The following is a 24,172-nucleotide window of genomic DNA, read 5'->3' as shown; positions in this document are numbered from 1 at the left end:
GCGGAACTGGAGCAGCCCTGCGCCATGAAGAGGGCAGCCAGCACGCCCCCGACAGCGAAACTCCTCCTTGTCACATTGCTCACGGCGCCCCATGCGAGGCGCTGAGCGCGCGCCGGTCCACCTTGCCGGGCGACGTGCGCGGCAGGGCGTCGATGAAGCGCACGGACTTCGGAGTCTTGTACCGGGCGAGCCGCCCCTCGCAGAACGCGATGAGCGCCTCCGCCGTGGGCTTCGTGCCGGGACGGGCGACGACGAGCGCGCGCGGCGTCTCCCCCCACTTCGCATCGGGCACGCCGATGACGGCGACCTCGGCCACGTCGGGATGGCCCGCGAGCACGCTCTCCACCTCGGAGGGATAGATGTTCTCTCCGCCGGAGATGATGAGGTCCTTGCTGCGGCCGACGATGCGGAAGCACCCGTCCGCGTCACGGCTCGCGAGGTCTCCGGTGTGCAGCCAGCCTCCGGCGAAGGTGCGAGCGGTGTCCTCGGGCCGGCGCCAGTAGCCCGCGCACAGGTGGGGCCCGCGCAGGAGCAACTCGCCCACGTCGCCGGGCTGCTGCTCACCGTCGATGCGGGCCTCGACGTGGAACAGGGGCACTCCGACGGCGCCCGGCTTGCGGCGCACCTCGCTCGGGGGCAGCCAGAAGTTGTTGGGGCCCGCCTCGGTGAGCCCGTAGCCCGTCTTGAAGTCCACGCCCCGGGCAAAGAAGCGCTCGAACACCGGGCCCGGGCACGGTGCGCCACCGCTGATGAGCAGCTTGAGGCGCGTCAGGTCCACCGACTCGAAGCGCGGGTGGCGCTGCATCTCGATGAACATGGTGGGCACGCCGAAGACGAGGTTCACCACGCCCCGGTGCACCAGGTCGAACACGCCCTCCACGTCGAAGCTACGGCACACCACCGAAGCGCCGCCCACGTAGACCAGCGGCGTCGTGAAGACACTGAGCCCGCCGGCATGGAACAGCGGCGCGTTGAGCAGCGCCACGTCACTGGAAGTCAGCCCCCAGCTCACCACGGTGTTCGCCGCGTTGGCGGTGATGGAGCCGTGCGTGAGGACGGCTGCCTTGGGCACGCCGGTGCTGCCGCCCGTGTAGCAGAGCACCCACGGCGCATCGGCCTCCAGCTCCAGTGAAGGAAGTGGCGTGGACGGGGCCGCGTCGCGCTCGGAGAAAGCTCGCTCGCCGGGGCCGGGGGACTCCAGGCACAGCCAGTGCCGCACGAAGTTCGCACGGGCGCGGACGCTGTCCACCTGGGCGCGGAACTCGGTGCCGAAGACGAGGACGGAGGGCTCGGCGTCCGCGAGGAGCGCGCCCAACTCCGCGGGACTCAGGCGCCAGTTGAGCGGCTGGAGGATGGCGCCCAGCTTGGCGCAGGCGAAGACGAGGTCGAGGAACTCGACGCAGTTGTACGCGAGCACCGCGACGCGGTCGCCCCGCTGCACGCCGAGCGTATGGTGCAGGAAGGCGGCGGTGCGCGACGCGGCGGCGTCCCATTCGCGAAAGGAGATGCGACGCTCGCCGTGGTTGGCGTCGATGAGGGCGGTGCGGTCGGGGTCGAGCGCGGCGCGCCGGGCCAGCCAGTCATGGACGATGGGCATGGCCCCGCACGCTAGCCGACCCGGAGGGCCGTGTGCCCGGCCGATGCACACCGAAGCCGGGCACACCCGCTCCCGAGGTGCCGGCTACGGCTCCGGGAAGATGAGCAGGCCGCGCGACGTGTCGACGACATAGACGTAGCCGTCACCGGGCACGCGCATGCCGATGGCGCCGTCATGGAAGAGGTTGCCCCGAGCCCGGTCGGTCTCCCGCCAGGTCTGGTAGTACGCCACCTCCTTCGGGTGCTTGGGCTTGGACACGTCCAGCACGCGCACGCCGTGCTGGTAGTGCGACAGGTAGAGCCGGTCGCCCTTCAGCTCCATGTTGTGGATGGAGACACCCGGGGTGAGGCGGTACTCGCCGATGCGCTCCACGTTCGCCGGGTCGGTGATGTCGAGCACGCGAAGGTGGGCGCCCCAGTCCTCGCCGCCCTCGAAGGCGATGACGCGGCCGTCGAAGACGCCCACGCGGTTGGTGTGGCTGGTGGCGCGCGGGTACGTGTACTGGCCGAGCTTCACCACGTTGAGCGGGTCGCTCACGTCGAGGATGAGCAGGCCGGCGCGCCAGTGGTTGACGTACAGCCGATTGCCCTGCGCGGTGGCGTCGTGGGGGAAGGTGGCGACGGTGGGGTCGACGCTCGGGTCCTGGTGGCGGTTGAGGAGCACGGGCTGCTTCGCGTCCGTCACGTCGAAGATTAGCGTCTGCGGCGTGGGCGCGGCGGACATGGAGTAGAGCCGGTTGCCGTCGACGTAGAGGGTGTGCGCGTTGAGGTAGCCGTTGCCGGGCAGCGCGCGGAGGAACACGGGGGCCGCGGGGTTGGAGATGTCGAAGACGAGGACGCCGCGCACGCCGCTGGCGACATAGAGCGCATCGTCCTTGGCCCACACGCCGTTCCAGTAGCTGTCGCCCGGGAAGAAGATGGACTTCACGAGCCGGGGCGCGGCGCGGTCTGCCAGGTCGTACACGTAGAGTCCGCCGGGGCCGAAGAGCGGGTCCTCGAGCGCGACGACGTACGCGTGGCCATGGGTGACGAAGACGTCCGCGGCGATGCCGCGCGGCACGATGCCCTCGCCGACGAGCGACAGGCCGCCGGAGGACTCGCCTTCACCGGGGCGCCGGGAGACCTTCTCCGCCTCGAAGGTGGCCTTGTACGTGGCGACACCTCCGAGACAGCTCACGTAGCAGCCCGTCACGCGCTTCGGCCTGCGCGCCTTGCAGCCCACGAAGGACGAGCGGTACTTGCGGCCATCCCGGAGCGTCCCCGAGTTGGAGAGGAAGAACGACCCCGCGCCCACGCGGGCCTCGCCCACGGCGTAGCCGTCCCAGAAGACCCGGCCATCGGCCTCGAAGCGGAGGGCGGAGATGGCCTGGTCGTTGTCGTTCTCCAGGATGCCGTCACCGACGACGTGGAGCGTGAAGGGACCCTGGGCGTCCAGGTCATCCAGGCTCTCGGTGTCACAGCGGGACAGGTCGAAGGCCTCGGGGGTGCCACACTCGGCGGTGGAGCTGCCGTCGGTGATGGGCTGGCACGCGGCCAGCCGCTCTGGAGTCCAGTCTCCCTCGTCCTGCTTCTTGAGCTCCTGCGCGGGGGAGGGGGTCGGCGCGGCCTCCTCCATCGGCTCGGAGGCACAGCCCAACAGCGACGCCGTTACAGCCAGGAATGGCGCCATGGCGCCACGGAACCACGTCTTCATGCGGTCCTCCTCGACTTCGTCTGGAATGCCCGTCGCCGTGAGATGAAGGCGGCAACAGGCTGGCGGCCCCTGAAGGGAAACCCGAACGCGCGGGCGGCCCCGGCATATCGACGTGCCTCCGTTTCGTTGCGCGATGGTGGACCTCGGCGTGGAATGCCGGGCACGGACGGAAGCGACGACGCGAAGCGACATCAGGGGGCCAGCACATGTGGGATTCAGCACGGAGCGTCTGCATCGGAATGACGGGAGCGCTGCTCACGGTGTCCCTGGTCTGGGGTTCGACCGCGGACGCGGCTCCCCGGAAGGCCGGGCGTGAGGAAGCACAGCGGGTCCGAAAGGCCTCCGCCTCGCTGGAGCGGGAGCTGCTCCGCGCGGTGACGGAGTCCGGCTTCGACGAGGTGCTGGACTTCAAGCGCAACGGGGAGCGCATCGCGCACACGCCGAACGTGGACGTGGCGGTCATCGAGCTGGACGCGGAGGGCCGGCCCGTCGCTGCGGCCAACGTACTGCTGTCGCGTGACTACCCGAAGGGAGTGGGGGTGCCCATCGACCCGAAGACATGGGGCACGACGGCGGTGCGGTACACGCGGTGGGATTTGGAGCGGTGGGACGGACAGAAGGGCTGGGCCGACGCCACGGCGGAGGAGGACGTGGTGCCGGGGCGCGAGAAGGCGCGCCTGCGCTTCATGGCGCCCTACCCCGCCTCGCTGTTCAAGCTGATGATTGCGTTCCGCGTGATGCGGCTGGTGGACCGGGGTGTGGTGACGCTGGCGCAGCCGTGGCGCTTCCTGCGGGACACGGAGGACAAGGGCGAGCGTCCGGTGTGGCGGTGGATGGAGCCGATGGTGACGGAGTCGGACAACGGCTCCACCGAGGCGCTGGTGAAGCTGCTGCACGAGAAGGGGGAGATGGCGGGGCTGAACGCGGAGCTGGCGGAGCTGGGGCTGGGGACGCTGCAGGTGAATGGCACGTCACCTGTGACGGGGCGGAGCTGGAACCCGGGCAGCATCCACATGACGGCGCTGGATACGGCGCGGCTGCTGTTGCTCATCGAGGGGGGTCCGGGAGTGCTGTGGCGCACGCCGGCCGGCCGCGAGGTGACGGCGGCGGAGCTGTCGGCCGCGTCGCGGGTCTATCTCCAATCGCTGCTGGCGGACCAGGCGCTGCACGAGGCGCTGTCGTCCACGGTGCTGTGCGGAGACCCGAAGGCGGAGCCGGGCATCCCCGCGGCGGAGCCGGCGCGGTGGGTGGACACGAAGGACGGCACGGTGACGGCGGCGGAGACGGCGTTCGGCAGGGACACGCGGCCGTGCAACGCGGCGGCGGAGGTGAAGTTCCTGCACAAGACGGGGCAGACGGAGAACTACGGGAGCGACGGCGGCATCGTGCGCTCGCTGCCGGGAGCATCGTGGCGCCGGTACATCGTCGTGTTCCTGTCCAACCTGGGCTACCGCTACTACGACGCGTCGGTGGCGAGCGCCGCGGACCCGGCGAAGGGTGAGGACGGCTTCCCCTCCGTGAGCACGAAGATCAGCTACACCCAGCGCATCCCCGCGCTGGGCCGCCGCATCGACACGCTGATGAAGGAGCGCCAGCGCACGAAGCAGTAGCGCCCTCCGGGGCTCACGGCACCAGCACCAACTTGCCCACGGTGGTCCCCGACTCCAGCGCCTTGTGCGCCTCCGCCACCGCGTCCAGCGGGAAGGCCGTCACCCGCGGTGACACCAGCTTCCCCTCCTCCACCCAGGCCAGCAGCCGCGCCATGGACTCCGCCAGGACGTCGCGCTGCTCGAACAGATAGGACAGGTTGAACGCGAGCACGCTGGTGTTGTCGTTCGTCAGCGTCAGCGGGTCGAAGCGCGGCGTCCGCAGCCAGTCCCACGCCAGCTTCGCGTAGTTCGGCGTCCCGCCCGTGCGCGGCAGCATCGAGTGGAACCCATAGACGACCAGCTTCCCCGGCGACGCCAGGTGCTTGTAGCTGTCGCGCAGCGTGGACGGCCCGTTCGCATCCAGCACCACGTCATACCCCTTGGGCGCCGCCCGCTCCGCCGCCGCCCACAGGTCCTCGCGGCTCTTGTCGATGACCACGTCCGCCCCCAGCTCGCGCGCCGCCTCCACCTTGTGCGTGCCACCCACCACGCCCACCATCCGGCACCCGGCGATGCGCCCCAACTGCAGCAGCGCGCTCCCCACCCCACCCGCCGCCGAGTGCACCAACACATTCGCCCCCGGCCTCGGGCGCGCCAACTCCAGCAACGCGTAGTACGCCGTGAGGAACACCGCGGGGAACCCCGCCGCCTGCTCCATCGTCAGCCGCGACGGCAGCGCGAACACCTGGTGCCGGGGCACGACGACATGCGTCGAATACCCACCGAACCGGGTGACACCAAAAACCCGAGCCCCCACCGCCAGGTCGGTGACTCCCGGGTCCACGGAAACCACCGTTCCTGAGAATTCGAAACCCGGGGTGATGGGCCACCCCACATATTCCTTCGCCGAGGCGTACAGCCCCATGCGGATGACGCAGTCCGCATAGTTCACCCCGATGGCTTCCGTGGCGACCACCACCTCGCCCGGCCCAGGTGAAACCTGATTCAGGTTTTCAACGTGGAGCCGTTCGTACCCACCCGCTTTTGAAATCACGACCTTGCGTGCGCGCATGCGCCCGTGAGTATCACGCAACGCGGCGCGACAACGTGCGTGCACGTCCACTCGGCTGACGACGTGAACATGAACAGTCATTACAGTGTGTCTCGCGCTCGAGGACTCTTCCGTTCCGCGCGCACCCCCCAACAATCGAAGGAGAAGTCATGCGACTGCGGCATTCGCTCTACCTCGCGGGCACGCTGCTTTTCGGTGTCACCACTGGCTGCGGTGAGGGCCTCGAGCCGGACTCCACCCTCTCGGAGACACCCGTCGTCGAAGCGCCCACGGGCGAGCAGCTGGGCACCGCGGAGTCCGCCGCGGTCACCACCGGCGTCACCGCGCACTTCAGTCAGTGGCTCAGCGCCAACGGCTACAGCAGCTATGACTTCGTGCGCGCGGACCTGTCCGGCGGCAGCTACGGCGGCAAGGCCAGCGGCACGGACACGGTGGTGAACCAGCCCGTCATCTTCATCCACGGCAACTCGGACAAGGCCATCAGCACGGGCACCGCCGGCCAGACGGGCTGGTCCGCCTCCGTCGATTACTTCCTGGCCAATGGCTACAAGACGAGCGAGCTGTACGCCACGACGTGGGGCCCGGCCAACGCGGCGATGTCCGCGTACCAGTACCACTCGAAGACGAACGTCATGAAGGTGCGCAAGTTCATCGAGGCGGTGAAGGCGTACACCGGCGCCTCCAAGGTGGACATCGTCACCCACTCCATGGGCGTGACGCTCGCGCGCAAGGCCATCCTGGGCGGCTGGGCGAATGACTCGGCCAATGGCGGCGACTACTACGTGGGCGCGCCGCTCACCGGCTCGGTGGACACCTTCGTCGGCATCGCCGGCGCCAACCTGGGCCTCACGTCCTGCTACCAGACGGGCCCCGGCACCCCCACCTGCGGCTCCACCAACGGCCTGTACCCGGGCTACCTCTACTTCGGCTTCGTCACGGGCCGCTCGACGTACCTCAATGATCTGCTCGCCACGAGCAGCTACGAGGGCGCGTACCGCTACAGCATCTACTCCACCGCGGATGAGGTCATCGGCTACGGCGGCATCGTCTACGGGAGCTACACCTCCCGCATCCCCGGCCAGACGGGCGAGAAGGTGTACTCGGCGTACCCATACGGGCACTTCAACTCGAAGGACCTGACGGCGGCCGTGCAGTACAGCATGGTGCGCAACCACTCCATCCCGTAGCCAGACACGGGCCGCGCCGCGCCGACACGTCGGCACCCGACACGACTCCGGGTGCCCGACACGTCGGCCGGCGGCGCGCGAAGCCCGAAAGCAGCGCAACCTCGCGGAACGAGGCCGGACGCCGCGCGCACGCGCGCTGGCACCCGCCTTGCTCAACCCCGCTGCGACCCTGACAGCACGGTCGCCCGCTTCCGATTCACGGCGGCGGGCACTCCCAACGCGCGCGGCGCTCCGCCGTGCGCGTGCCCGCGAGGTTTGCCATGTCGACCAACCCCAAGAAGATGACCCCCGCCCAGGCCGCCCAGCTTCTGCGCAACCACCCCATCGAGGCGAAGGGCTCGGCGCGCGCGGCGGACGCCAGCTACAACGTCTGCCTGGGCTATGAGGACGGCGAGTTCACCCTGTCCTGGTCCGCGACGTCCGTGGGCAAGTGGGACTGGGTGGCCCTCTACCCGAGCACCTCCACGCCCAACGACCAGCAGTCCACCTACCAGTGGGCGAGCGACGGCAACTCCTACGGCACCGGTGTGAAGGTGCAGCCCGGCTTCCAGGCCCGCTACCTCAGCTGGGACTCCGTCAGCGGCCAGTACGTCACCGTGGCGCAGACCCCGGCCTTCCCCAACACCATGGTGTGCTCGTCCTGATGACGAAGGCCCCCACCCTCGCGAATGCGAAGGAAGGGGCCTCGGGACTTCACGGCCTCACGGCCTCACGGGTGCGGAGCGTTGGCCGGCGCGGGAGTGCCCTCCTGGCTCGGCGTGGACGGAGGCTGGCTCCCCGGCGCCGGCGTTCCGGACGGGGGAGCCGCCGGCTTCGGAGCCTCGGGCTTCGGCTCCGTGCCCTCGGGCACCGCGATGCGCCCCTGGGCCGCGTCGCGGAGGAAGGGCAGCACCACCTCGTTGAAGCGCGCGGGGCAGTCGAGCTGCACGGTGTGGCCGCAGCCCTTCAGCGGCACCAGCTTCGCGCCCGGGATGCGCGACGCGCCATACCCCATGATGTCGACTGTCTCGCCGCCGTGGAGGAACGGGTTGGGGATGAGCCGGTCATCCGTGCCGTAGACGATGAGCGTGGGCACGGTGATGTGGTGGAGGTTGTCGCGCACGAAGTCGTTGTGCGCCAGGCCCTTCACCGTGCGCACGTTGGCGTAGGCATACGCGTCGAACTCGGGCGACTTCGCCACCCGGACGCGCTCCTCCACCAGCCACTCCAGCTCCGGGCGCCAGTTCATGAAGTTGCCCTGGCGCACGCTGCCCCAGATGGCGGACTCCGGCGCGCCCTTGATGAACTCCGTGCTCATCACCCGCTCGAACCAGGCCTTCTCCTTCCAGGAGAACTTCTCGAAGCCCGCGGGCGACACCAGCACCAGCGCGCTCAAGCGCTCCGGGTAGCGGATGGCGTAGGAGAGCGACGTCTGCCCGCCCATGGAGTGCCCGGCCAGAATCGGCTTCTCCACGCGCAGCGCGTCCGCCACCTCGAGCACCACGTCGGCCATGGCCTCCATGGTGTACGGGAAGGAGGCCGGCTTGTCAGACTTGCCGAAGCCCGGCAGGTCCACCGCGACGACGTGGTAGCCCTGCTGGTGGAAGGCGTCGAGCTGCGAGCGCCAGAACTTCAAATACGAGCCCAGGCCGTGGACGAAGATGACCGTCTTCGCATCCGGCGAAGCGCCGGGCATGTCCACGTAGGCGACTTCCGGCACCGTGGCCATGGCGTACTGCACGGCGGTGCGCGGCAGCGGCATCCGCTGCACGGGCCAGGGCTGCTTCGTGCCCTCGGCGGTGTAGTCCAGGTCCTGGAAGGACAGGGGCGACTGGCTGGCGAACGAGCGCACGCAGCCGGCGGAGGACAACCCCGCCGCGAGGAGCAGGGCGGTGAAGGCGCGGGAGGTGCTCATGGTCAGAACGCGTACCAGGTGAAGGTGGTGAAGGCCGCCCACGGGTTGCTCCGCACGGTGGGAGCACCGTCGTAGAAGCTGCCGCGGATGAGGTAGCCGGCGTGCAGGCCAGCCGTCATGAGGTAGCGGATGTGGTAGCGCAGCTCCGCGTTCACCTCGGTGCCGATGAAGCGCCCGCGCCGCACGTCCGGGTTCCACCGCGGTGGCGTGGCGCCCGCGTTGGCGATACCCGTGCCCACCTTGAGGTTGAGCTTGTTGGGGACGATGTCCCACGCCGCCGTGGCCATGCCGGCGCGCAGGCCGAAGCCCTGGTTGGAGATGTCCGACACCGCGCCCGAGTAGTTGTTCACGGTGCTGGTGAAGGGGAACAGGATGAGCATCTTGTGGTTGAACCACACCGCGCCGGGGATGCCGTACTGGTTGAGCGTGAAGGCGCCCGTGTAGTGGTCATCCTGCGTGTTGCTGTCGCCGGTGGTGAACATGCCCTCCAGCGTGAGCACGTCCGCGGGCCCGCGGCCCCACTGGTACATCAGCTCCGCGTTGGCGGAGAGGCCGGAGATGCTGAGCGTGTCCAGGACGGACGTCTCCGGGTCGTCGCTCGTGTACTTGCCGCCGTTGTACATGACGAAGCCGGACGCGCCGAGCCGGCCCGTGCGGAAGTCGATGTTGTGGTTGAAGTGGGCGCCCACCCAGACCACGTCACCGGTGGGGCGCTCAATCGGGAAGCGCGCCGTGCCCACGAAGCCGGGGAGGCCGGTGGAGGACGGGCCGCTCTTCACCAGGCCCTCGTACGCGTACGCATCGCCCTTGGTGTTGTCGTTGAGGTACCAGAACGACACGCCGACGTTGGTGTTCGGGCGCACCGGGTAGACGTAGTCCGCCATGGCCAGCCAGATGAACTTCAGCCGCGGGTCGTTCTGCTCCGCGCGGTCCGACTGCGCGCTGCCCAGGGGCAGCAGCGTCAGGCGCGCCTGGCCCTTGTAGCTGCTGAAGAGGGACAGGCCGGTGGCGTCGCTGCCGAGGAACGACAGCTTGTAGCCGGTGCGGACGATGTCCGACAGCGGCGTGCGCGTCGGGTCGAAGGGGGTGTCGTAGACGGGCTGCGTGCCGATGAGCAGCGTGAGCTGGGCGGGGATGCGCGTCGGGTAGATGGCGACGTTGACGTTCTTCGTCTGGATGTTCACCTGGTCGGCGTTGAAGCCGCCGCCCTCGTTCTGGCCAATGGTGTTGGCCGAGCGACCCCAGAGGAAGTCCACCTCGAACTGCGCGCGGAACGAGGCCAGCCCGTCGACGAAGTAGGGGCTGTACTCGATGACGGGAATCCAGCGCTGCTCGACGAAGTACGCCGCGCGCCCGGGCTCCACGCTCACCACGCTGCCGACGGGCGAGCCGATGGGGCCCAGCGCCACGCCGCGAAGGCCGGCGGGGTCACCCACCTCGTTCGTCACCGACAGGCGCGTGAAGAAGTAGTTGATGAGGGTGAATTCGCGAGGCTTCGCGTCCTCGTCGCGGTCCTTCTCCTCGAGCCATTCGCCGTAATAGAGGCCGGGGACCGGCGTGCTCTGCGCGGCCGCCGGCAGCGCCAGTCCCGCGAGGCCCAGCGCGAGCGCCACCGCGCCCCGCTTCATCGCCCCGCGTGCTTCAAGCCACCTTCCCGTCATATCCACCTCGGCCCCGAGCGAGGGGCACTCCCGGGCCCTTCCGGGCTCAGATGACACCGTTCATGTTGCGGATGCGTGCCCTGGGGCCCTTCACACCTCGCCATGAGGGGGCGACGGGCGGTGAGGCCAGGCTCCATGCTTCAACCACCACCAGGGCGGGACGCCCATGGCGCCCGCCCGGCCCGTCTCCGGAAGGAGGGAGGAGCACGCCCTCCTCCCGGGACGGAAGCACCGCCGTTACTGGATGACGTAGGTCTGAACCGCCTTGCCGGAGAACGGAGCCTTGTTCAGCGTCACCGTGCCGTCGGCGCCCACCGCGCCGTTCGCGCACTTGCTGCCCGTGGCCTGGCCCTTGAAGAAGAGCTCCAGCTTCAGCTGCTTCTGGTCCGCGGAGAAGCCGCCGCGGCCCTCCTGCACGAGGCCGCCCGGGAAGTTGAACGTCACGTCGAAGCAGCTGCCGTCCGCCGTCACGTTCTCCATGACGAGCGAGGTGGAGGTGAAGGACAGCGGGTTCTTCGCCACCTCATGGTTGCAGGTGCCGCCCGGCTGACCGACGCCCGGCGAGCCCTCGATGGTGCCGGGGATGCTGTCGACCTTGAAGTTGCCACCGGCCACGCTCATGGTGACGCTCTTGTAGCACTGGGTGGCGGCACCGTAGTCGATGTCCTCGTTGTAGCCGTTCGGGTGGCTGGGGATGTTGGCCCCGCTCATCAGCAGCGACTTGCCATCGAGGAACGCGAGGATGTTGGCCTGGCTGTCCAGCTTCGGCTTTTCCGGCGGGTCGACGACGACGGGGTCGTCACCACAGCCCGCGAGGCCCAGCGCGCACAGCACCACCGCCGACAGAATCTGCTTCTTCATGGGGTTGCTCCTCTTCCTCCGGCGGCACCGCCGGGATGACATGACAGTTGATGGGCGAGGGCCGCCAGCGTGGGGCCCTCGCGAAACCTGCATTCAGCGGGCTTCGCGGTCCTCGGCGATGGCCGACTCGCGCAGCTCGCGCTTGAGAATCTTCCCCGCCGCGGAAATCGGCAGGCGCTCCACCACGTCCACCCGCTTGGGCACCTTGAAGCGCGCCACCCGGCCGCGCAGGTGCTCCAGCAGCGCGTCGGAGGAGGCCTGCTCCCCCGGCTTCAGCACCACGAAGGCCCGGCCGACCTCGCCCCACTTCGCGTCGGGCACGCCCACCACCGCGCACTGGCCCACGGCGGGGTGCTCGTAGAGGGCGGACTCCAGCTCCAGCGGGTACACGTTCTCTCCGCCGGAGATGAACATGTCCTTCTTGCGGCCAGCGATGAAGAAGAAGCCGTCCGCGTCGCGGCGCGCCAGGTCGCCGGTGTGCAGCCAGCCGTCCGCGTCGATGGCCTCGCGCGTGGCGGCCTCGTCCTCGAAGTAGCCCGAGCACATGGACGGGCCCTTGAGCACCAGCTCGCCCACCTCGCCCGCGGGCACCTCGCGGCCGTCATCGTCCACCAGCTTCGCGGCGATGAAGTAGTTGGGCCGGCCAATGGAGCCCGCCTTGGACACGGCGAACTCGGGGCCCATGCTGAAGAGGCCGGGGCCGAACTCCGTCATGCCGAAGCCCTGCTTGAAGGGCACCGGGTGCACCGCCTGCCACGCCTGGATGAGGGGCACCGGCAGCGCTGCGCCGCCGCTCGTCATGAAGCGCACGGTGGAGAAGCTGGTGGACTTGAAGCGCGGCGACTCCTGGAGCTGCTGGTACTGCGTGGGCACCGCGAAGAAGAGCGTCACCTTCTCGCGGGGGATGAGGTCCAGCAGCGCCTCCGGGTCCCACCGGCGCATGATGACGACGGTGCCGCCCACGGTGAGCAGCGGCACCGTGTACACGAGCAGTCCGCCCGTGTGGAACATGGGCGTGTGCGTCACCGTGACGTCGCCGGGGAGCACCTCGTGCACCAGCGTGTTGAGCGTGTTCCACGCCACCATGCGGTAGCTCACGCGCGCGCCCTTGGAGCGGCCGGTGGTGCCGCCGGTGAAGAGCAGGCAGAGGATGTCCTCCTCCGCCACCGCGTCGTTCGTCACCGGAGAAGCGGGCACGTGCGCCAGCGCCGTCGAGTACGCGTCCGCGCCGGGCAGCCCCTGCGGCTCCAGCGCCACCAGGCGCACGGAGTCACCGACGCGCTCGCGCACCTGGGCGACACCGTCGCGGAAGTCGTCGCCGAAGAGGAGCACGCGTGGGCGGATGGAGCGGACCAGGTCGGTCAGCTCGGCGGCGTGCAGGCGCCAGTTGTAGGGGACGAAGATGGCGCCAATCTTCCCGCAGGCGAACAGCGCGTCCAGGTACTCCACGCCGTTGTGGGCCACGAGCCCCACGCGGTCGCCGCGCTTCACGCCGGCCACGTCGCGCAGCCAGGCGCCCAGGGCCTCGGCGCGCGCGTTGAGGGCGCGGTAGGTGAAGCGGCCGGCGTCACCCTTCGCGGTGTCCACCACGGCCACGTGCTCGGGCCAGTACAGGGCGCCCCGGCCCATCCAGTCTCCGATGAACATGCGCGTCCCCTCCCCTGACATGCGGTTCAGGCGGTCCAGCGATAGAGGGCGGAGGCCATGGCGAGGCCGCCGCCGCTGGCACAGAAGGCCACCAAATCTCCCCGCCGCACCTTGCCCTGCACCACCGCGTCGTCGAGCGTCATCGGGATGCAGGCCGAGCCCGTGTAGCCCCACTTGTCCATGGTGTAGTGGGCCTTCTCCATGGGCTGGTTGAGCGCCTTCATGGTGGCTTCGATGGTCCGCAGGTTGAGCTGGGTGAAGACGAAGAGCTTCACGTCGTCCAGCGTCTGGTTCTGCCGCTTGAGGAGCTGGTCCAGCAGCATGGGCCAGCGCTCGGTGTTGAAGGTCGCGGGGAACTTGCGGACGAACTGCACCGCGGGCTTGCCGTCGGTGAGCTTGAGGGACTCGGCGGTGGCGGGGCGATGCGTGCCGCCGGTGTAGATGCCGAGCGCGTCGTGGTACTCGCCGTTGGCCAGCAGCTTCGCGCCCATGAAGCCGGGCTTTTCACCCGCGCCCAGCACCACCGCGCCCGCGCCATCCGCGAACAGGGTGCAGGTCTTCTTGTCCTTCCAGTTCACATAGCGCGTCATGCCGTACGCGCCGACGACGAGGATGCGGCGGTAGCTGTCATCCGCGGCAATCGTCTTCGAGCCCACGTCCAGCGCCGTCACCCACCCGGCGCAGGCGCAGTTGAGGTCGTACGTGCCGGCGTTGGGCGCGCCCAGCTTGGCCTGCACCACGGAGGCGGTGGCGGGGCTGAGGTAGTCCGGCGTGTCGGTGGCGATGATGATGAGGTCCAGCTCCTCCGGCTTGGTGCCGGAGCGCTCCAGCGCCTGGCGGGCGGCGGCGACGCAGAGGTCACTGGTCGCCTGGTCGTCCGCCATGACGTGGCGCTGCTTGATGCCCACGTTCTGCTGGAGCCACTCGTCCACCTTCTCGCCGAGGATGTTCTCGATGTCGGCGTTGGTGAGGACCTTCTCGGGGACGTAGCGGCCGGTGGCCAGAATCTGGGCGTATCGCATGGCGGGTGTTCTTCAGCTCCGGGCGCCGCGCGCGGGACGGCGCGTGGGGCGCAGGGTGTTCTTCTTCGGTTTCTTCGAGGCGGCGGAGGCCGCCTTCACGGTGTTGCGCGCGACGGGAGCACGGGTGTCGATGCCGTGCTGGATGAGGCTCATGGCCGTGTCGAGCACGCGCTCCAGGCCCGGGTCCTCCTCCCAGAGCACCCAGCGCATGCCGAGGAAGTCGCCGATGCCCATCAGGCAGTAGGCGAGCGCCTCCGGGTCCATGCGGCGCACCTCGCCCTCTTCCATGGCGCGGGTGAGGCCGGTGACGTAGCCCTTGGCGAAGCGGTCGTAGTAGCGGCGGTAGCAGGCGGCGTCGACGAACTCGGCCTGGCGCACCACGCGGTAGAGGTTGGGGTGCTGGCGGACGAACTGGAAGAAGGTGCGCAGACCCTCGCGCTCCACGTCGACGCGGCCGGTGCAGGCGGCGGTGGACTCGGCGATGAGGCGGCGCAGGCGCGTGCCCAGCTCGTCCACCACTTCGACGAAGATGGACTGCTTGTCCGGGAAGTAGACGTAGAAGGTGCCCAGCGCCACGCCGCCCTTGCGGGTGATGTCGGCGATGGAGGCACGCTCATAACCCTTCTCTCCGAAGACCGACTCAGCGGCCTTCAGCAGCTTCGCACGCGTCCGTTGCCCTCTCGGCGTCACGGGTCCGGTGCGGTCTGGAGAAGTTGAAGGGCGATTCATGTTTCACCTAGCGGTAGCACCCGGTTGATGGGCTTGTCAAAGCGCGGAACTTGGCTCCGCGCGTCATGAGAATGGCGCAACGCGGAGCGTCAGCGCTGGCAGTGGAATGGATGAGAGCACGGGCGGGGCTCAGGGACCAGAGTCGGTCTGACTGGACCCATTGAGGACCCGGTCCACGTAGGCCTGGATGGTGCGGGCGGAGATGCAGAGCTTGGTGCTCCGGGACTCGTCCGTGGGGCTGAGGCCGGTGTGGAGCAGGCCCACGACGGCGCCGGAGGCATTGAGGACAGGCCCTCCCGCGAGGGTCCCGTCATTCCTCTCGACCTTGATCTGGAACCTGCCGCTCCGGGCATTCTCGCCCGAGAGCACCTGCCCCACGTAGCGCGTCAGCGCTGGCTCCACCCTCCCCGGGTACCTGCGCAGCTCACGCATCTCGAGCGCTTCCACGAGGACGGGCTCCCCCAACACCGCAGTCGCCCAGGATGCGAAGCGCTCGGGCTGGAGGTCGGCCTTCAGGAGCGCCAGTCCGACCTTCTCGTCCACGTCGATGCGCTGGACGTCGAAGCGCCTCCCATCCAGGAGCTCTATCTGCGGGCGGCCCTTCGGGCTGCTCTCATCGAAGACGTAGCTCGCCGTCACGAGGTGGCCCTGGGCCGTGACGAAGAAGGCCGTGGCGAACTTCCCGTCTCCGACGAGCAGCCTGGCGGCCACCTGGGGCACGTCCTTCATGCCGGGCGGAAGGGCGTCCCAGCCGGAGGCGCCGGGGTCCGGGTTGCTCGGGTCCTCCCCTGGTTGGGGCGCGGAGTCGCTCGCGAGCCGCAGGAGCCCGTCTCGCACGGGAGCGGCCAGGGGCAGCAGCACGAGGACGACGGCCGTGAGCGTGACAGCGAAGGAGTACCGGCCGAAAGCGCGCCCATGCCGCCGGGCCCCCAGCCGCGCCCAGCCGGCGAGCCTCGCGGGCCCGCTGGCGTCACGGGCCCGCTCCAGCGCCGTCCTGAACGCGCCCACGTCCCGGTGCCGCTTCTCCACGGCATCCCACGTGGCGCCCAGGATGGCCTCCCTCAGCAGCGCCGAGCACTTCAACCCGTGGATGACCGGCGCGCGGGCGACTCCGGACGGCGGGAGGTGGCCCCCGTTGAGCGTGAAGAGGAGGGTCATCCCCAGTGAGTACACGTCGGCGCGGGCGTCCGGCTCGGCCCTGCCGTCCAGCACCTCGGGGGCGGCGAAGCCGTACTTGCCCAGCATGCGGCCCTCGCGCGTCGCGGCCGTGGTGTCCTCCGCGCGGACCAGGTCGAAGTCCGACAGGTGCGCCACGCCCGCCTCGTCCAGGAGGATGTTGTCGGGCGACACGTCACGGTGGAGCAACTGCTGCCGGTGCGCGAAGGCGAGCGCATCGCAGACCGCCAGCGCGATGCTCAACACCGCCTGCTCTCCAGAGGGAGCGCGCTGCTTGAAGTCGCCGCCCTTCAGCAACTCCATCACGTAGTAGAGGTAACGGGTTCCGTCGTCCCGCTGCTCCTCCCCCTTCTTGAGCAGCACCTTCACGATGTTCGGGTGCTCGAGCTGCGACATCTTCTCCGCGCCGCGGAAGAAGCGGTCCACGCGGGACGGGTCGCGCACGAGGTGCCCGTGCAGGACCTTGATGGCCACGTAGCACTCGCGGCCGTAGTCCCAGGCCTTCCAGACTGTGCCGAACCCGCCCGCCCCGAGCTGCTCCAGGAGCTGGTAGCAGCGCCCATCTCCCAGGAGGTCTCCTGGCTGGAGCTCCACGCCCGTCGCCGCGCGGCGCTTGAGGTGGCGGATGGCTTCGAGCAGGGCGCCCGCGTCCTCTCCTCGCGCCAGGGCCGCCGCCCGCTGCTCGTGGAGGTGGCGGAGTTCCTCGCTCAGCCGGGCATCCCGGGGTGGCGTGCCTGCCTGGACGGGACGCGAGGGTCCGCTGGAGAGTTCCTGGATGCAGCGCTGGAAGTGGTCGGCCACCTGCAGCGCGCGGCTGAGCTGCCAGGCGCGCCTCAGCCACTGCACCAGGGGAACCGAACCATCCGCGAGCCGCTCGATGCCGTTGAAGCGGAAGAGCGTCGCCATCAGCGTGGCCGCCGGAGGCCCGCCCACCGGAATCGGGGCGACACACGCGGGGTCGATTCCTTCCAGGAGCGCCAGCTGGGTGCCCTGCCCCACCAGGTCGCAGTTGAGCGCGACGTCGTGCAGCTCGAGGATTCTCTCGTCGGGCAGGTGGCGGAAGTTGGGCACCAGGAGTCACCACACCGGCCCTGTCGCTTCGAAGGCCGCGAGGAGGACTGGAGCATAGCCGCTCGCCCAGGTCCTCTGAACGGGGCACCTGTAGGAGACCTGCTCCGTTACTCCGGATCGTGTGAGCCTCCGGACAGGAGCCAGGGTCCAGGTCTTCACACACCCGGTCAGCGCGTGAGGAACGTGGCGGCGGCGTGCTCGCGCAGGGGCGCGAAGGACTGGAGCGCGTCCGGGCGCCAGGCGTCGAGCACCCTCGGCAGACGCTTGAGGCGCTCGCGTTCGGTGCGCTCCTTCGTCGCGCGCAGGGTGACGTCGAGCACGGACTCCAGGGCGCGCTGGGGCGTGAGGCGCGGAGCCTGGGCCAGCTCCTTCGCGGAGAGCGCGAGGAGCCACTGTTCCTGCGCGTAGGCGGCGTGCCGGAGCCAGGCCTGCTGCCGCACGGGGAGCAGGCGAGGCACCTCGGTGGCGACGGAGCCCGGCGCGGCGCGGATGAAGCGCGTGTCCGCCAGGAGCCGCTCGCCCACCACGCGGGCGATGTGCATGGGCGGCGGGCCCTGGGTGAGGAAGCGTGGGTCGACGGGGCCGTCCTGACAGCAGACGAGGGCATCCGCGAGGCTGGGGAAGGCCCAGAGGACACAACCTCCGGACTTGCGGCGTTCCTCGGCCAGGCGCAGACCGCGCACCTCGTGGACGGAGAGCCTTCCCGCGCGCTCCAGCTCGTGCCGCAGCTCCGCGAGCGCGGGGCCCTGCAGGGCCGCGACGGACGAGGACGGGAGGGCCTCGGGGAGCAGCAGGAAGTGTTCCTCCATGGCGCCATGCTGGGTGCAGTGGAGCCCGGCGCGCCAGCGTCACGGTGAGGTTGTCGGTGGGTGATCGGCGGTGAGACGGGACGCGCGTTCCATGCACCAGCGCAGCATCCCCGCATAACGTGGAACCCTCCTTGAGTCCGAGGGTTCCCCCATGACGCTCCGTCAGGCTGGCGCGGTCCTGCTGATGCTGCTGACCGCTTGCAGTGGTGTGCCTCGCGTCACCCGAGCCTCGGAGGATGACGGCGAGGTGGGAGCCGGTGCCGCACGGTATGAGGTGCGCGTCTTCTCACCGCGCACGGTGCCTGGGGAACCGGTGGAGGTGGACGAGGACGACTTCACGGAGGCGGTCGCGAGGCTGGCCCGCGAGGCACGTCCCGTGGCGCAGCCTCAGGCGGAGGCACGGCGGTTGTTCGCGGAGACGCGTGAGGCCCAGGCACGGGGCGAACGTGTCATCCGACTGGCCCCCGTGGACGTGAGCGCCGCCGCGTCGCGGGCCGAAGCAGAGCTGACGCGCGAGTACCTGCGCTGGTGCCAGCGCACGCAAGGCGGCGGTGATTGCCTGCGCCTGCTGGTGGATGGGCCCACCGTGCGCGGTGACGACAGGTATGCACTCGCCCTGGCGATTTCGCTGGGCTCGGTGCTGGCGGAGACGACGCAGGCGCTCAAGGGCATGGTGCAGCCCTCCGCCGTGCTGTCCATGCTGGTGTGGGCGGCCGTCGTCTACCTGCTGCTGTGGGCACTGCCCGAGCCGCTCTCCAAAACCATCGCGGCGGGGATGACGGTGCTGCTGCTGGGCTGGCTGGGCGTGGACACGGTGTGGAGTCTCATGCGCGGCTGGGTGCGGCTGGTGGAGGACGCCGACCGGGCCACCACCTTCGACGAGTTGAGCGAGGCCGGAGAGAAGTTCGGCCGGGTGATGGGCGAGAACACCGCGCGCGTGCTGGTGATGGTGGCCACGGCGGCCCTCGGTGGCGCGGTGCCGAAGCTGGCGAAGTTGATGCCGAAGCTGCCCGGCTTCACGCAGGCAGCGGTGCAGGCCGAGGCACAGGGAGGACTCCGACTCGCGACGATAGCCGAGGTGGAGTCGGTGGCCGCCTCGTCCGAAGGCACGTTCTCCATCCTGATGAAGAGCCCTGGGAGCCGGGCGGGTGTGGCGACCACGGAGTCAGAGGCTGCGGTCACCACCATCATCCGGCACCAGGGCGGCAACCGGCAGGTGCTCTCCAACGGTCAGCGCTGGCACGTGCCTGCCAACAAGCCGGTGAAGGACATCCCGACGGCGGACCCCGTGGGAGACCAACTTCAAGCGGCCGCGACCCGCGTGGCTCAGCAATGGGGTCCTCACCAACTCTCGCCGGGAGAGCGAGAAGCCATCCGAAAGGCTACGGCTCAGGGAGAGTACTGGCTTGCGCGCCTGCTCGAACGTGAGGCACGGGGTCGCTTCGTGGAACGGCAACTCGTGCCGGAGTTCTCGCACCTCCGCTGGAGCAAGACCGGAGTTGATGCAGTCGATCCAAGAACGGGCTGCCAATACGAGGTCCTCTCGGGAACAGCATCGAACGTCGCCTTGCACGGCAAACGGTTGGCCAGCATCCTCTTCCGGATGATTACCTTCTAAGGCCATCGAGCGCAGGAACCTCGTGATTCAATTCAGCGACACAACCATCGAAGACGAGCGCCTGGAGCTGACCAGCAAGGAGCATCTCTACTACCTGGGTCACCACCTGACGTTGAGGCGATGCCATCTCATCATCAAGGTCCCAACACGGGCATTGGTGATTACCAGGACGCAGCTCATCGATTGCACCGTAGACGTCAAGAAGGAGCTCAAGAACTTCCGCTGGGAGGGCGTCATCCTGAAGGGATGTCGATTCACGGGCACGATCACCAGCAACGACTTTGGCCGGTGGCCCTACGCCGAGCAGCCAGAGCTTGGCAGCATCGAGGACTGCGACTTCACCGATGCGCGCCTGGACGCATGCCGCTTCATCAGCTGTGACCTCAGTCGCATGAAGCTCCCTTCCTGGCCCTGCTTCAGCATTCTTGCCCCGGCAGGCCGCAAGGACGAACTGCTCGCCCACCAGTGGCCCGGCAGCATGCACATCACCGTGGATTCGTTCACGGAAGGCCCGCCGGAGACCGTCGCCGTGACGTACTTCGCCCCCGCCGTGGCGAAGCGCAACGACACCACCCCGGAAGCCATCCGCGCCGTCCTCGACACCCTCCCCGGCGTGATTCTCTGACACGCACTTCAGGGACCTCGACTCCGCACGCGCGCCGGTGATTCGATGCGCCCCATGAAGCGCCTGTCCCTGCTGTCCTCCCTGCTCCTCACCGCGCTGCTCGGTGTGGGCTGTGCCTCCACGCCCCCGCCGAAGCCGTATGTCCCCGTCGACACCGGACACGCCTTCCTCTGGGAGGTGAAGGACGGCCACGCGCGCGGCGGCACCGTCTACCTCGTCGGCTCCATCCACATGGGCAAGACGGGCGAGCTCGCCCTCCCCCCGTCCATGGAGGCCGCCTTCGCGAAGTCCGATGCCCTCGTCGTCGAGGTCGACGTGAACAAGGTGGACCCCGCCGCCATGCAGAAGCTCGTGCGGGAGCTCGGCCGGCTTCCCGATGGCCAGCGCCTGTCCCAGCGGCTGGACCCCATCACCATGACGCTGCTCGGCCGCGCCGCCCAGCGCATGGGCCTGCCCGTCTCCAACCTGGAGCCCCTGCGCCCCTGGCTCGTGGGCATGGTCCTCAGCGTCACCGAGCTGCAGCAGGCCGGCTACAAGCAGGGCGAGGGCATCGACCGCGCCTTCCTCACCCGCGCCCATGACGCCGGCAAGAGCGTCCTCGAACTGGAGACCGCCGAGGGCCAGCTGCGCATGCTCGCCGGCACCCCGGACGACCTCCAGGACCTCATGCTCAGAGACCAGCTCCGCCGCACCACCGCGGCCGGCACCGTGCTGGACCAGCTCGTCTCCGCATGGAAGGCCGGGGACGCGGACGGCATGGCCTCGCTGCTGCTCGACGGCGCCAACGAGCCCACCTACCGCCCCGTCTACGAGCGCATCTTCTTCGAGCGCAACGTGCAGATGGCCTCCGGCGTGGACGCCCTCCTCGCCCAGCCCCGCACCCACTTCGTCGTCGTGGGCGCCGGCCACGTCGTGGGCCCCAAGGGCCTCGTCGCCCTCCTCCAGCAGCAGGGCCACACGGTCCGCCAGCTGGACCGCACCGCCGCCGCCGAGTAGCGCCCCGCCTCCTCGCCCGCTGTCCACTCGCGCACACCGCGCGGCGGCGACTTCGCCCCGCAGGGTAGGCCTCCTGCCCGCGGTGGCGCATTTCCTTCCCACTTCTCTCTGGAAAGCCCGCACGGGCCGTCCCCCAGCGACGGCACCGTCCGTGCAATCCGTCCTGAAGGGTCCGCAACAGAGGCGAAAACCTCCAGTTGCATCCTTGGAACATCAAATTTAAATTAACTGCCGAAACCTCGAACGGCCTATAAAAATAAGGTCCATCCGAACCATGCCCCTGGACGAGCTCGACATCCGCATCGTCGACCTGCTGCAGCGCGACGGCCGCGCCACGCAACTGGAGCTGTCGCGCTCCGTGGGGCTGTCGCAGCCGGCGGTAGCCGAGCGCATCCGGAAGCTAGAGGAGCGCGGCGTCATCACCGGCTACACGGCGCGGGTGGACGCATCGAGGCTCGGCAAGGACATCACCGCCTTCATCGGCGTGAGCATCGAGCACCCCAAGTACTTCGAGGGGTTCGCGAAGAAGGTGCTCTCGCTGCCCGACATCCTGGAGTGCCACCGCGTGGCCGGCCAGGACTCGTACATCCTCAAGGTCAAGACGGCCAACACGAAGACGCTCGACTCGCTCCTCGTGGAGACGCTGCGCACCATCGCCGGCGTCACCCGTACGCAGACCACCATCGTCCTGTCTTCCATCAAGGAGGACACGCACGTGCGTGTCCCACCCGAGCTTCTGAAAGGAGAGTGAGAGATGAGCGCCGACGCCATGAGCGCACCCCTTCCCCCGCCGCCGGTCTGGAGACTGGCCCAGCGGATGGCCCGGACGAAGACGTCCGCGGTGCGCGAAATCCTGAAGATCGCCGAGCGGCCCGACATCCTCTCCTTCGCGGGAGGCCTGCCGGCCCCGGAGCTCTTCCCGCTGGAGGCCATCGCCGAGGCGCACGCCGAGGTGTTCGCCACCGAGGGGCGCGCCGCGCTCCAGTACAGCACCACCGAGGGCTTCGGCCCCCTGCGCGAGTGGATTTGCGGCCACCTCCAGAAGCGCGGCCGCGTGGCCACCACCGACCAGGTGCTCATCACCAGCGGCTCGCAGCAGGGCATCGACCTGGTGGCGAAGGTGCTGTTGGACCCGGGTGACCTCGTCATCGTGGAGAGCCCCAGCTACCTGGCGGCCCTGCAGACGTTCGGCTCCTACGAGGCGCGGTTCGCCACCGTGGGCAGCGACGACCAGGGCATGCGCACCGATGACCTGGAGCGCATGCTGGCCACGCACCGGCCCAAGCTGGTGTACGTGGTCGCCAACTTCCAGAACCCCAAGGGCACCACCCTCTCGCTGGAGCGCCGGCGCGAGCTGGTGCGGCTGGCGCAGAAGTACCGCTTCCTCATCCTCGAGGACGACCCGTACGGCGAGCTGCGCTTCACCGGCGAGCACCTGCCGTCCATGGCCGCGTTCGATGACGAAGGCGTGGTGGTGTCGCTGGGCACCTTCTCCAAGACGCTCGCCCCGGGCATGCGCCTCGCCTGGGTGGTGGGCCCGAAGGACTTCGTGCGCAGCCTCACCATCGCCAAGCAGGCCACGGACCTGCACACCGCCACGCTGGCCCAGCGCGCGGTGGCGAAGCTGCTCACCCGCTTCGACTACAACGCCCACCTGGACGCGCTGCGCCCCGTGTACGGCCAGCGCGCCAACGCCATGCTGGACGCGCTCAAGCTCCACATGCCCGCCGGCACGAAGTGGACGACGCCCGAGGGCGGCATGTTCCTGTGGGTGGAATTGCCCGCGGGCCTGAGCGGCGACGCGCTGCTGCCCAAGGCCATTGAGCAGAAGGTGGCCTTCGTGCCCGGCAGCCCCTTCTTCGCCACCAACCCGCGCCCGGAGTTCATGCGCCTCAACTACTCCAACCGTCCGCCCGACCTGATTACCGAGGGCATGCGCCGGCTGGGCGCCGTGATTTCCGCGGCGATGTAGGCCGAAAGAGCACCGCGCCGCGCCGCCTTCCAAGGTGGCGCGGCGCTTTTGCATTCAGTGAAGTTGAAGGCTGATTCAGTTTTCAATTCTCTCGCCGCTGGCCAGCGCGGCCGGGGTTGCGTAGCCTGCGCCCACTTTTCCAGGTGGCGCTGGCTCCCCCGGGGCTTCGCGCCGCCCTACTCCGGAGAGAGACACATGCAGCTCAAGGACCTCAAGATCATCGTCACGGGCGGCGCCCAGGGCATGGGTGCGCACTTCGCGCAGCGGCTCCAGGAGGCCGGCGCCCAGGTGGCGGTGGGTGACGTCAACGAGGAGCGGCTCGCCGCGCTGCCCGCCGGCATCCACCGCCGCAAGCTGGACGTGTCCTCCGAGGACGACATCGTCTCCTTCGTCGCCTGGGCGCACGGGGCCATGGGCGGCCTCAACGGCCTCATCAACAACGCGGGCATCCTCCGCGACGCACTGCTGGTGAAGAAGGACCGGACCACGGGCCAGGTGAAGAAGCTGTCCACCGCGGACTGGAATGCCGTCATCGGCGTCAACCTCACCGGCGCCACCCTGATGGTGCGCGAGGTGGTGACGAAGATGGCGGAGACGGACACCAAGGGCGGCGTCGTCGTCAACATGTCGTCCATCGCCCGGCACGGCAACCGCGGCCAGTCCAACTACGTGTCCGCGAAGGCCGCGCTGGCCGCCAACACCGTCACCTGGTCGCGCGAGTTCGCGCCCTTCGGCATCCGCGTGGGCTCCGTGGCCCCGGGCATGATTGAGACGCCGATGACGCAGGGAATGAATCAGAAGGCCCGTGACGCCCTGGTGTCCAACATCCCCGTGGGCCGCATCGGCCTGCCCGAGGACATCTGGCTGGCCGTGAAGTTCATCATCGAGTGCGACTACTTCAACGGCCGCACCATCGACGTGGACGGCGGCCTCAACTTCTAACGCGCCGTCCCC

At 69.3% G+C, this 24,172-nt stretch carries 20 protein-coding genes; 9 read left to right on the top strand and 11 right to left on the bottom strand.

The genetic code is table 11. The features are described from left to right. Window positions 1-79: 79 nt before the first annotated feature. Together G4D86_RS14655 and G4D86_RS14650 are read right to left on the bottom strand one after the other, a co-directional pair. A complete protein-coding gene (locus G4D86_RS14655) occupies window positions 80-1,597 on the bottom strand; it encodes an acyl-CoA synthetase (protein ID WP_163993896.1) in 1,518 nt (505 codons plus the stop codon). A gap of 84 nt (window positions 1,598-1,681) precedes the next feature. Continuing rightward, the gene (locus tag G4D86_RS14650) at window positions 1,682-3,289 is read right to left on the bottom strand and encodes an LVIVD repeat-containing protein (protein WP_163993894.1); all 1,608 of its coding nucleotides are present in this window, start codon (window positions 3,287-3,289) and stop codon (window positions 1,682-1,684) included. 239 nt (window positions 3,290-3,528) lie between these two features. Between G4D86_RS14650 and G4D86_RS14645 the strand changes: the two genes are divergently transcribed. Then, entirely contained in the window at window positions 3,529-4,899 is a 1,371-nt protein-coding gene (locus G4D86_RS14645) for a serine hydrolase (RefSeq protein ID WP_163993892.1), read from the top strand. Between the two features lie 13 nt (window positions 4,900-4,912). On the opposite strand, the gene G4D86_RS14640 is transcribed toward G4D86_RS14645, so the two are convergent. After that, on the bottom strand, window positions 4,913-5,950 hold the full coding sequence (locus G4D86_RS14640; RefSeq protein WP_163993890.1) for a synaptic vesicle VAT-1 family membrane protein: 1,038 nt from the start codon (window positions 5,948-5,950) through the stop codon (window positions 4,913-4,915). Between the two features lie 149 nt (window positions 5,951-6,099). On the opposite strand from G4D86_RS14640, the gene G4D86_RS14635 reads away from it, so the two are divergent. Beyond that, window positions 6,100-7,137, top strand: coding sequence for a lipase family protein (locus G4D86_RS14635; RefSeq protein ID WP_163993888.1), 1,038 nt, complete (start codon window positions 6,100-6,102; stop codon window positions 7,135-7,137). A 260-nt stretch (window positions 7,138-7,397) separates the two neighbouring features. Further along, on the top strand, window positions 7,398-7,781 hold the full coding sequence (locus G4D86_RS14630; RefSeq protein WP_163993886.1) for a hypothetical protein: 384 nt from the start codon (window positions 7,398-7,400) through the stop codon (window positions 7,779-7,781). A 65-nt stretch (window positions 7,782-7,846) separates the two neighbouring features. Here G4D86_RS14630 and G4D86_RS14625 read toward each other — a convergent pair whose 3' ends face one another. From G4D86_RS14625 to G4D86_RS14590, 8 genes are all read right to left on the bottom strand, one after another. Continuing rightward, window positions 7,847-9,031 carry an alpha/beta fold hydrolase gene (locus G4D86_RS14625; RefSeq protein WP_163993884.1) on the bottom strand — a complete coding sequence of 395 codons (1,185 nt, stop codon included), beginning with the start codon at window positions 9,029-9,031 and terminating at the stop codon, window positions 7,847-7,849. Window positions 9,032-9,033: 2 nt separating this feature from the next. Continuing rightward, the gene (locus G4D86_RS14620; RefSeq protein WP_163993882.1) at window positions 9,034-10,692 is read right to left on the bottom strand and encodes a hypothetical protein; all 1,659 of its coding nucleotides are present in this window, start codon (window positions 10,690-10,692) and stop codon (window positions 9,034-9,036) included. A 237-nt stretch (window positions 10,693-10,929) separates the two neighbouring features. Next, entirely contained in the window at window positions 10,930-11,553 is a 624-nt protein-coding gene (locus G4D86_RS14615) for a hypothetical protein (protein WP_163993880.1), read from the bottom strand. A gap of 93 nt (window positions 11,554-11,646) precedes the next feature. Continuing rightward, a complete protein-coding gene (locus G4D86_RS14610; RefSeq protein WP_163993878.1) occupies window positions 11,647-13,200 on the bottom strand; it encodes an acyl-CoA synthetase in 1,554 nt (517 codons plus the stop codon). A gap of 26 nt (window positions 13,201-13,226) precedes the next feature. Continuing rightward, on the bottom strand, window positions 13,227-14,222 hold the full coding sequence (locus G4D86_RS14605; RefSeq protein ID WP_163993876.1) for a 3-oxoacyl-ACP synthase III family protein: 996 nt from the start codon (window positions 14,220-14,222) through the stop codon (window positions 13,227-13,229). Between the two features lie 12 nt (window positions 14,223-14,234). Further along, window positions 14,235-14,951 (bottom strand): TetR/AcrR family transcriptional regulator, encoded by a 717-nt coding sequence (locus G4D86_RS14600; protein WP_163993874.1) that lies wholly within the window; start codon window positions 14,949-14,951, stop codon window positions 14,235-14,237. 129 nt (window positions 14,952-15,080) lie between these two features. Continuing rightward, a complete protein-coding gene (locus tag G4D86_RS14595; protein ID WP_163993872.1) occupies window positions 15,081-17,198 on the bottom strand; it encodes a protein kinase domain-containing protein in 2,118 nt (705 codons plus the stop codon). Between the two features lie 167 nt (window positions 17,199-17,365). Then, the gene (locus tag G4D86_RS14590; RefSeq protein ID WP_163993870.1) at window positions 17,366-18,007 is read right to left on the bottom strand and encodes a hypothetical protein; all 642 of its coding nucleotides are present in this window, start codon (window positions 18,005-18,007) and stop codon (window positions 17,366-17,368) included. Between the two features lie 151 nt (window positions 18,008-18,158). Between G4D86_RS14590 and sitA5 the strand changes: the two genes are divergently transcribed. The 6 genes from sitA5 (at window position 18,159) to G4D86_RS14560 (ending at window position 24,160) form a co-directional block, all read left to right on the top strand. Continuing rightward, complete coding sequence (gene sitA5 / locus G4D86_RS14585; protein ID WP_163993867.1) at window positions 18,159-19,625, top strand: SitA5 family polymorphic toxin; 1,467 nt, start codon at window positions 18,159-18,161, stop codon at window positions 19,623-19,625. A 22-nt stretch (window positions 19,626-19,647) separates the two neighbouring features. After that, complete coding sequence (locus G4D86_RS14580) at window positions 19,648-20,250, top strand: pentapeptide repeat-containing protein (protein ID WP_240360245.1); 603 nt, start codon at window positions 19,648-19,650, stop codon at window positions 20,248-20,250. 54 nt (window positions 20,251-20,304) lie between these two features. After that, window positions 20,305-21,246, top strand: coding sequence for a TraB/GumN family protein (locus G4D86_RS14575; protein WP_240360244.1), 942 nt, complete (start codon window positions 20,305-20,307; stop codon window positions 21,244-21,246). Window positions 21,247-21,520: 274 nt separating this feature from the next. Beyond that, window positions 21,521-21,997, top strand: coding sequence for an Lrp/AsnC family transcriptional regulator (locus G4D86_RS14570; protein ID WP_163993864.1), 477 nt, complete (start codon window positions 21,521-21,523; stop codon window positions 21,995-21,997). 3 nt (window positions 21,998-22,000) lie between these two features. Further along, a complete protein-coding gene (locus tag G4D86_RS14565) occupies window positions 22,001-23,218 on the top strand; it encodes an aminotransferase-like domain-containing protein (RefSeq protein ID WP_163993862.1) in 1,218 nt (405 codons plus the stop codon). A 195-nt stretch (window positions 23,219-23,413) separates the two neighbouring features. Continuing rightward, window positions 23,414-24,160, top strand: a complete 747-nt coding sequence (locus G4D86_RS14560) for an SDR family oxidoreductase (protein WP_163993860.1) — start codon at window positions 23,414-23,416, stop codon at window positions 24,158-24,160. The last annotated feature ends 12 nt before the right edge of the window (window positions 24,161-24,172 follow it).

Origin of the sequence: Pyxidicoccus caerfyrddinensis (assembly GCF_010894405.1) — a bacterium.
Taxonomy (GTDB): domain Bacteria; phylum Myxococcota; class Myxococcia; order Myxococcales; family Myxococcaceae; genus Myxococcus; species Myxococcus caerfyrddinensis.
Note: the sequence above shows the minus strand (reverse complement) of the source record. Positions and strands in the feature narration are given on the sequence as shown.

Coding starts and splice junctions, on each gene's coding strand:
- G4D86_RS14655 (WP_163993896.1), bottom strand. CDS start 1,597: ATGCCCATCGTCCATGACTGGCTGGCCCGGCGCGCCGCGCTCGACCCC.
- G4D86_RS14650 (WP_163993894.1), bottom strand. CDS start 3,289: ATGAAGACGTGGTTCCGTGGCGCCATGGCGCCATTCCTGGCTGTAACG.
- G4D86_RS14645 (WP_163993892.1), top strand. CDS start 3,529: ATGACGGGAGCGCTGCTCACGGTGTCCCTGGTCTGGGGTTCGACCGCG.
- G4D86_RS14640 (WP_163993890.1), bottom strand. CDS start 5,950: ATGCGCGCACGCAAGGTCGTGATTTCAAAAGCGGGTGGGTACGAACGG.
- G4D86_RS14635 (WP_163993888.1), top strand. CDS start 6,100: ATGCGACTGCGGCATTCGCTCTACCTCGCGGGCACGCTGCTTTTCGGT.
- G4D86_RS14630 (WP_163993886.1), top strand. CDS start 7,398: ATGTCGACCAACCCCAAGAAGATGACCCCCGCCCAGGCCGCCCAGCTT.
- G4D86_RS14625 (WP_163993884.1), bottom strand. CDS start 9,031: ATGAGCACCTCCCGCGCCTTCACCGCCCTGCTCCTCGCGGCGGGGTTG.
- G4D86_RS14620 (WP_163993882.1), bottom strand. CDS start 10,692: ATGACGGGAAGGTGGCTTGAAGCACGCGGGGCGATGAAGCGGGGCGCG.
- G4D86_RS14615 (WP_163993880.1), bottom strand. CDS start 11,553: ATGAAGAAGCAGATTCTGTCGGCGGTGGTGCTGTGCGCGCTGGGCCTC.
- G4D86_RS14610 (WP_163993878.1), bottom strand. CDS start 13,200: ATGTTCATCGGAGACTGGATGGGCCGGGGCGCCCTGTACTGGCCCGAG.
- G4D86_RS14605 (WP_163993876.1), bottom strand. CDS start 14,222: ATGCGATACGCCCAGATTCTGGCCACCGGCCGCTACGTCCCCGAGAAG.
- G4D86_RS14600 (WP_163993874.1), bottom strand. CDS start 14,951: ATGAATCGCCCTTCAACTTCTCCAGACCGCACCGGACCCGTGACGCCG.
- G4D86_RS14590 (WP_163993870.1), bottom strand. CDS start 18,007: ATGGAGGAACACTTCCTGCTGCTCCCCGAGGCCCTCCCGTCCTCGTCC.
- sitA5 (WP_163993867.1), top strand. CDS start 18,159: ATGACGCTCCGTCAGGCTGGCGCGGTCCTGCTGATGCTGCTGACCGCT.
- G4D86_RS14575 (WP_240360244.1), top strand. CDS start 20,305: ATGAAGCGCCTGTCCCTGCTGTCCTCCCTGCTCCTCACCGCGCTGCTC.
- G4D86_RS14570 (WP_163993864.1), top strand. CDS start 21,521: ATGCCCCTGGACGAGCTCGACATCCGCATCGTCGACCTGCTGCAGCGC.
- G4D86_RS14565 (WP_163993862.1), top strand. CDS start 22,001: ATGAGCGCCGACGCCATGAGCGCACCCCTTCCCCCGCCGCCGGTCTGG.
- G4D86_RS14560 (WP_163993860.1), top strand. CDS start 23,414: ATGCAGCTCAAGGACCTCAAGATCATCGTCACGGGCGGCGCCCAGGGC.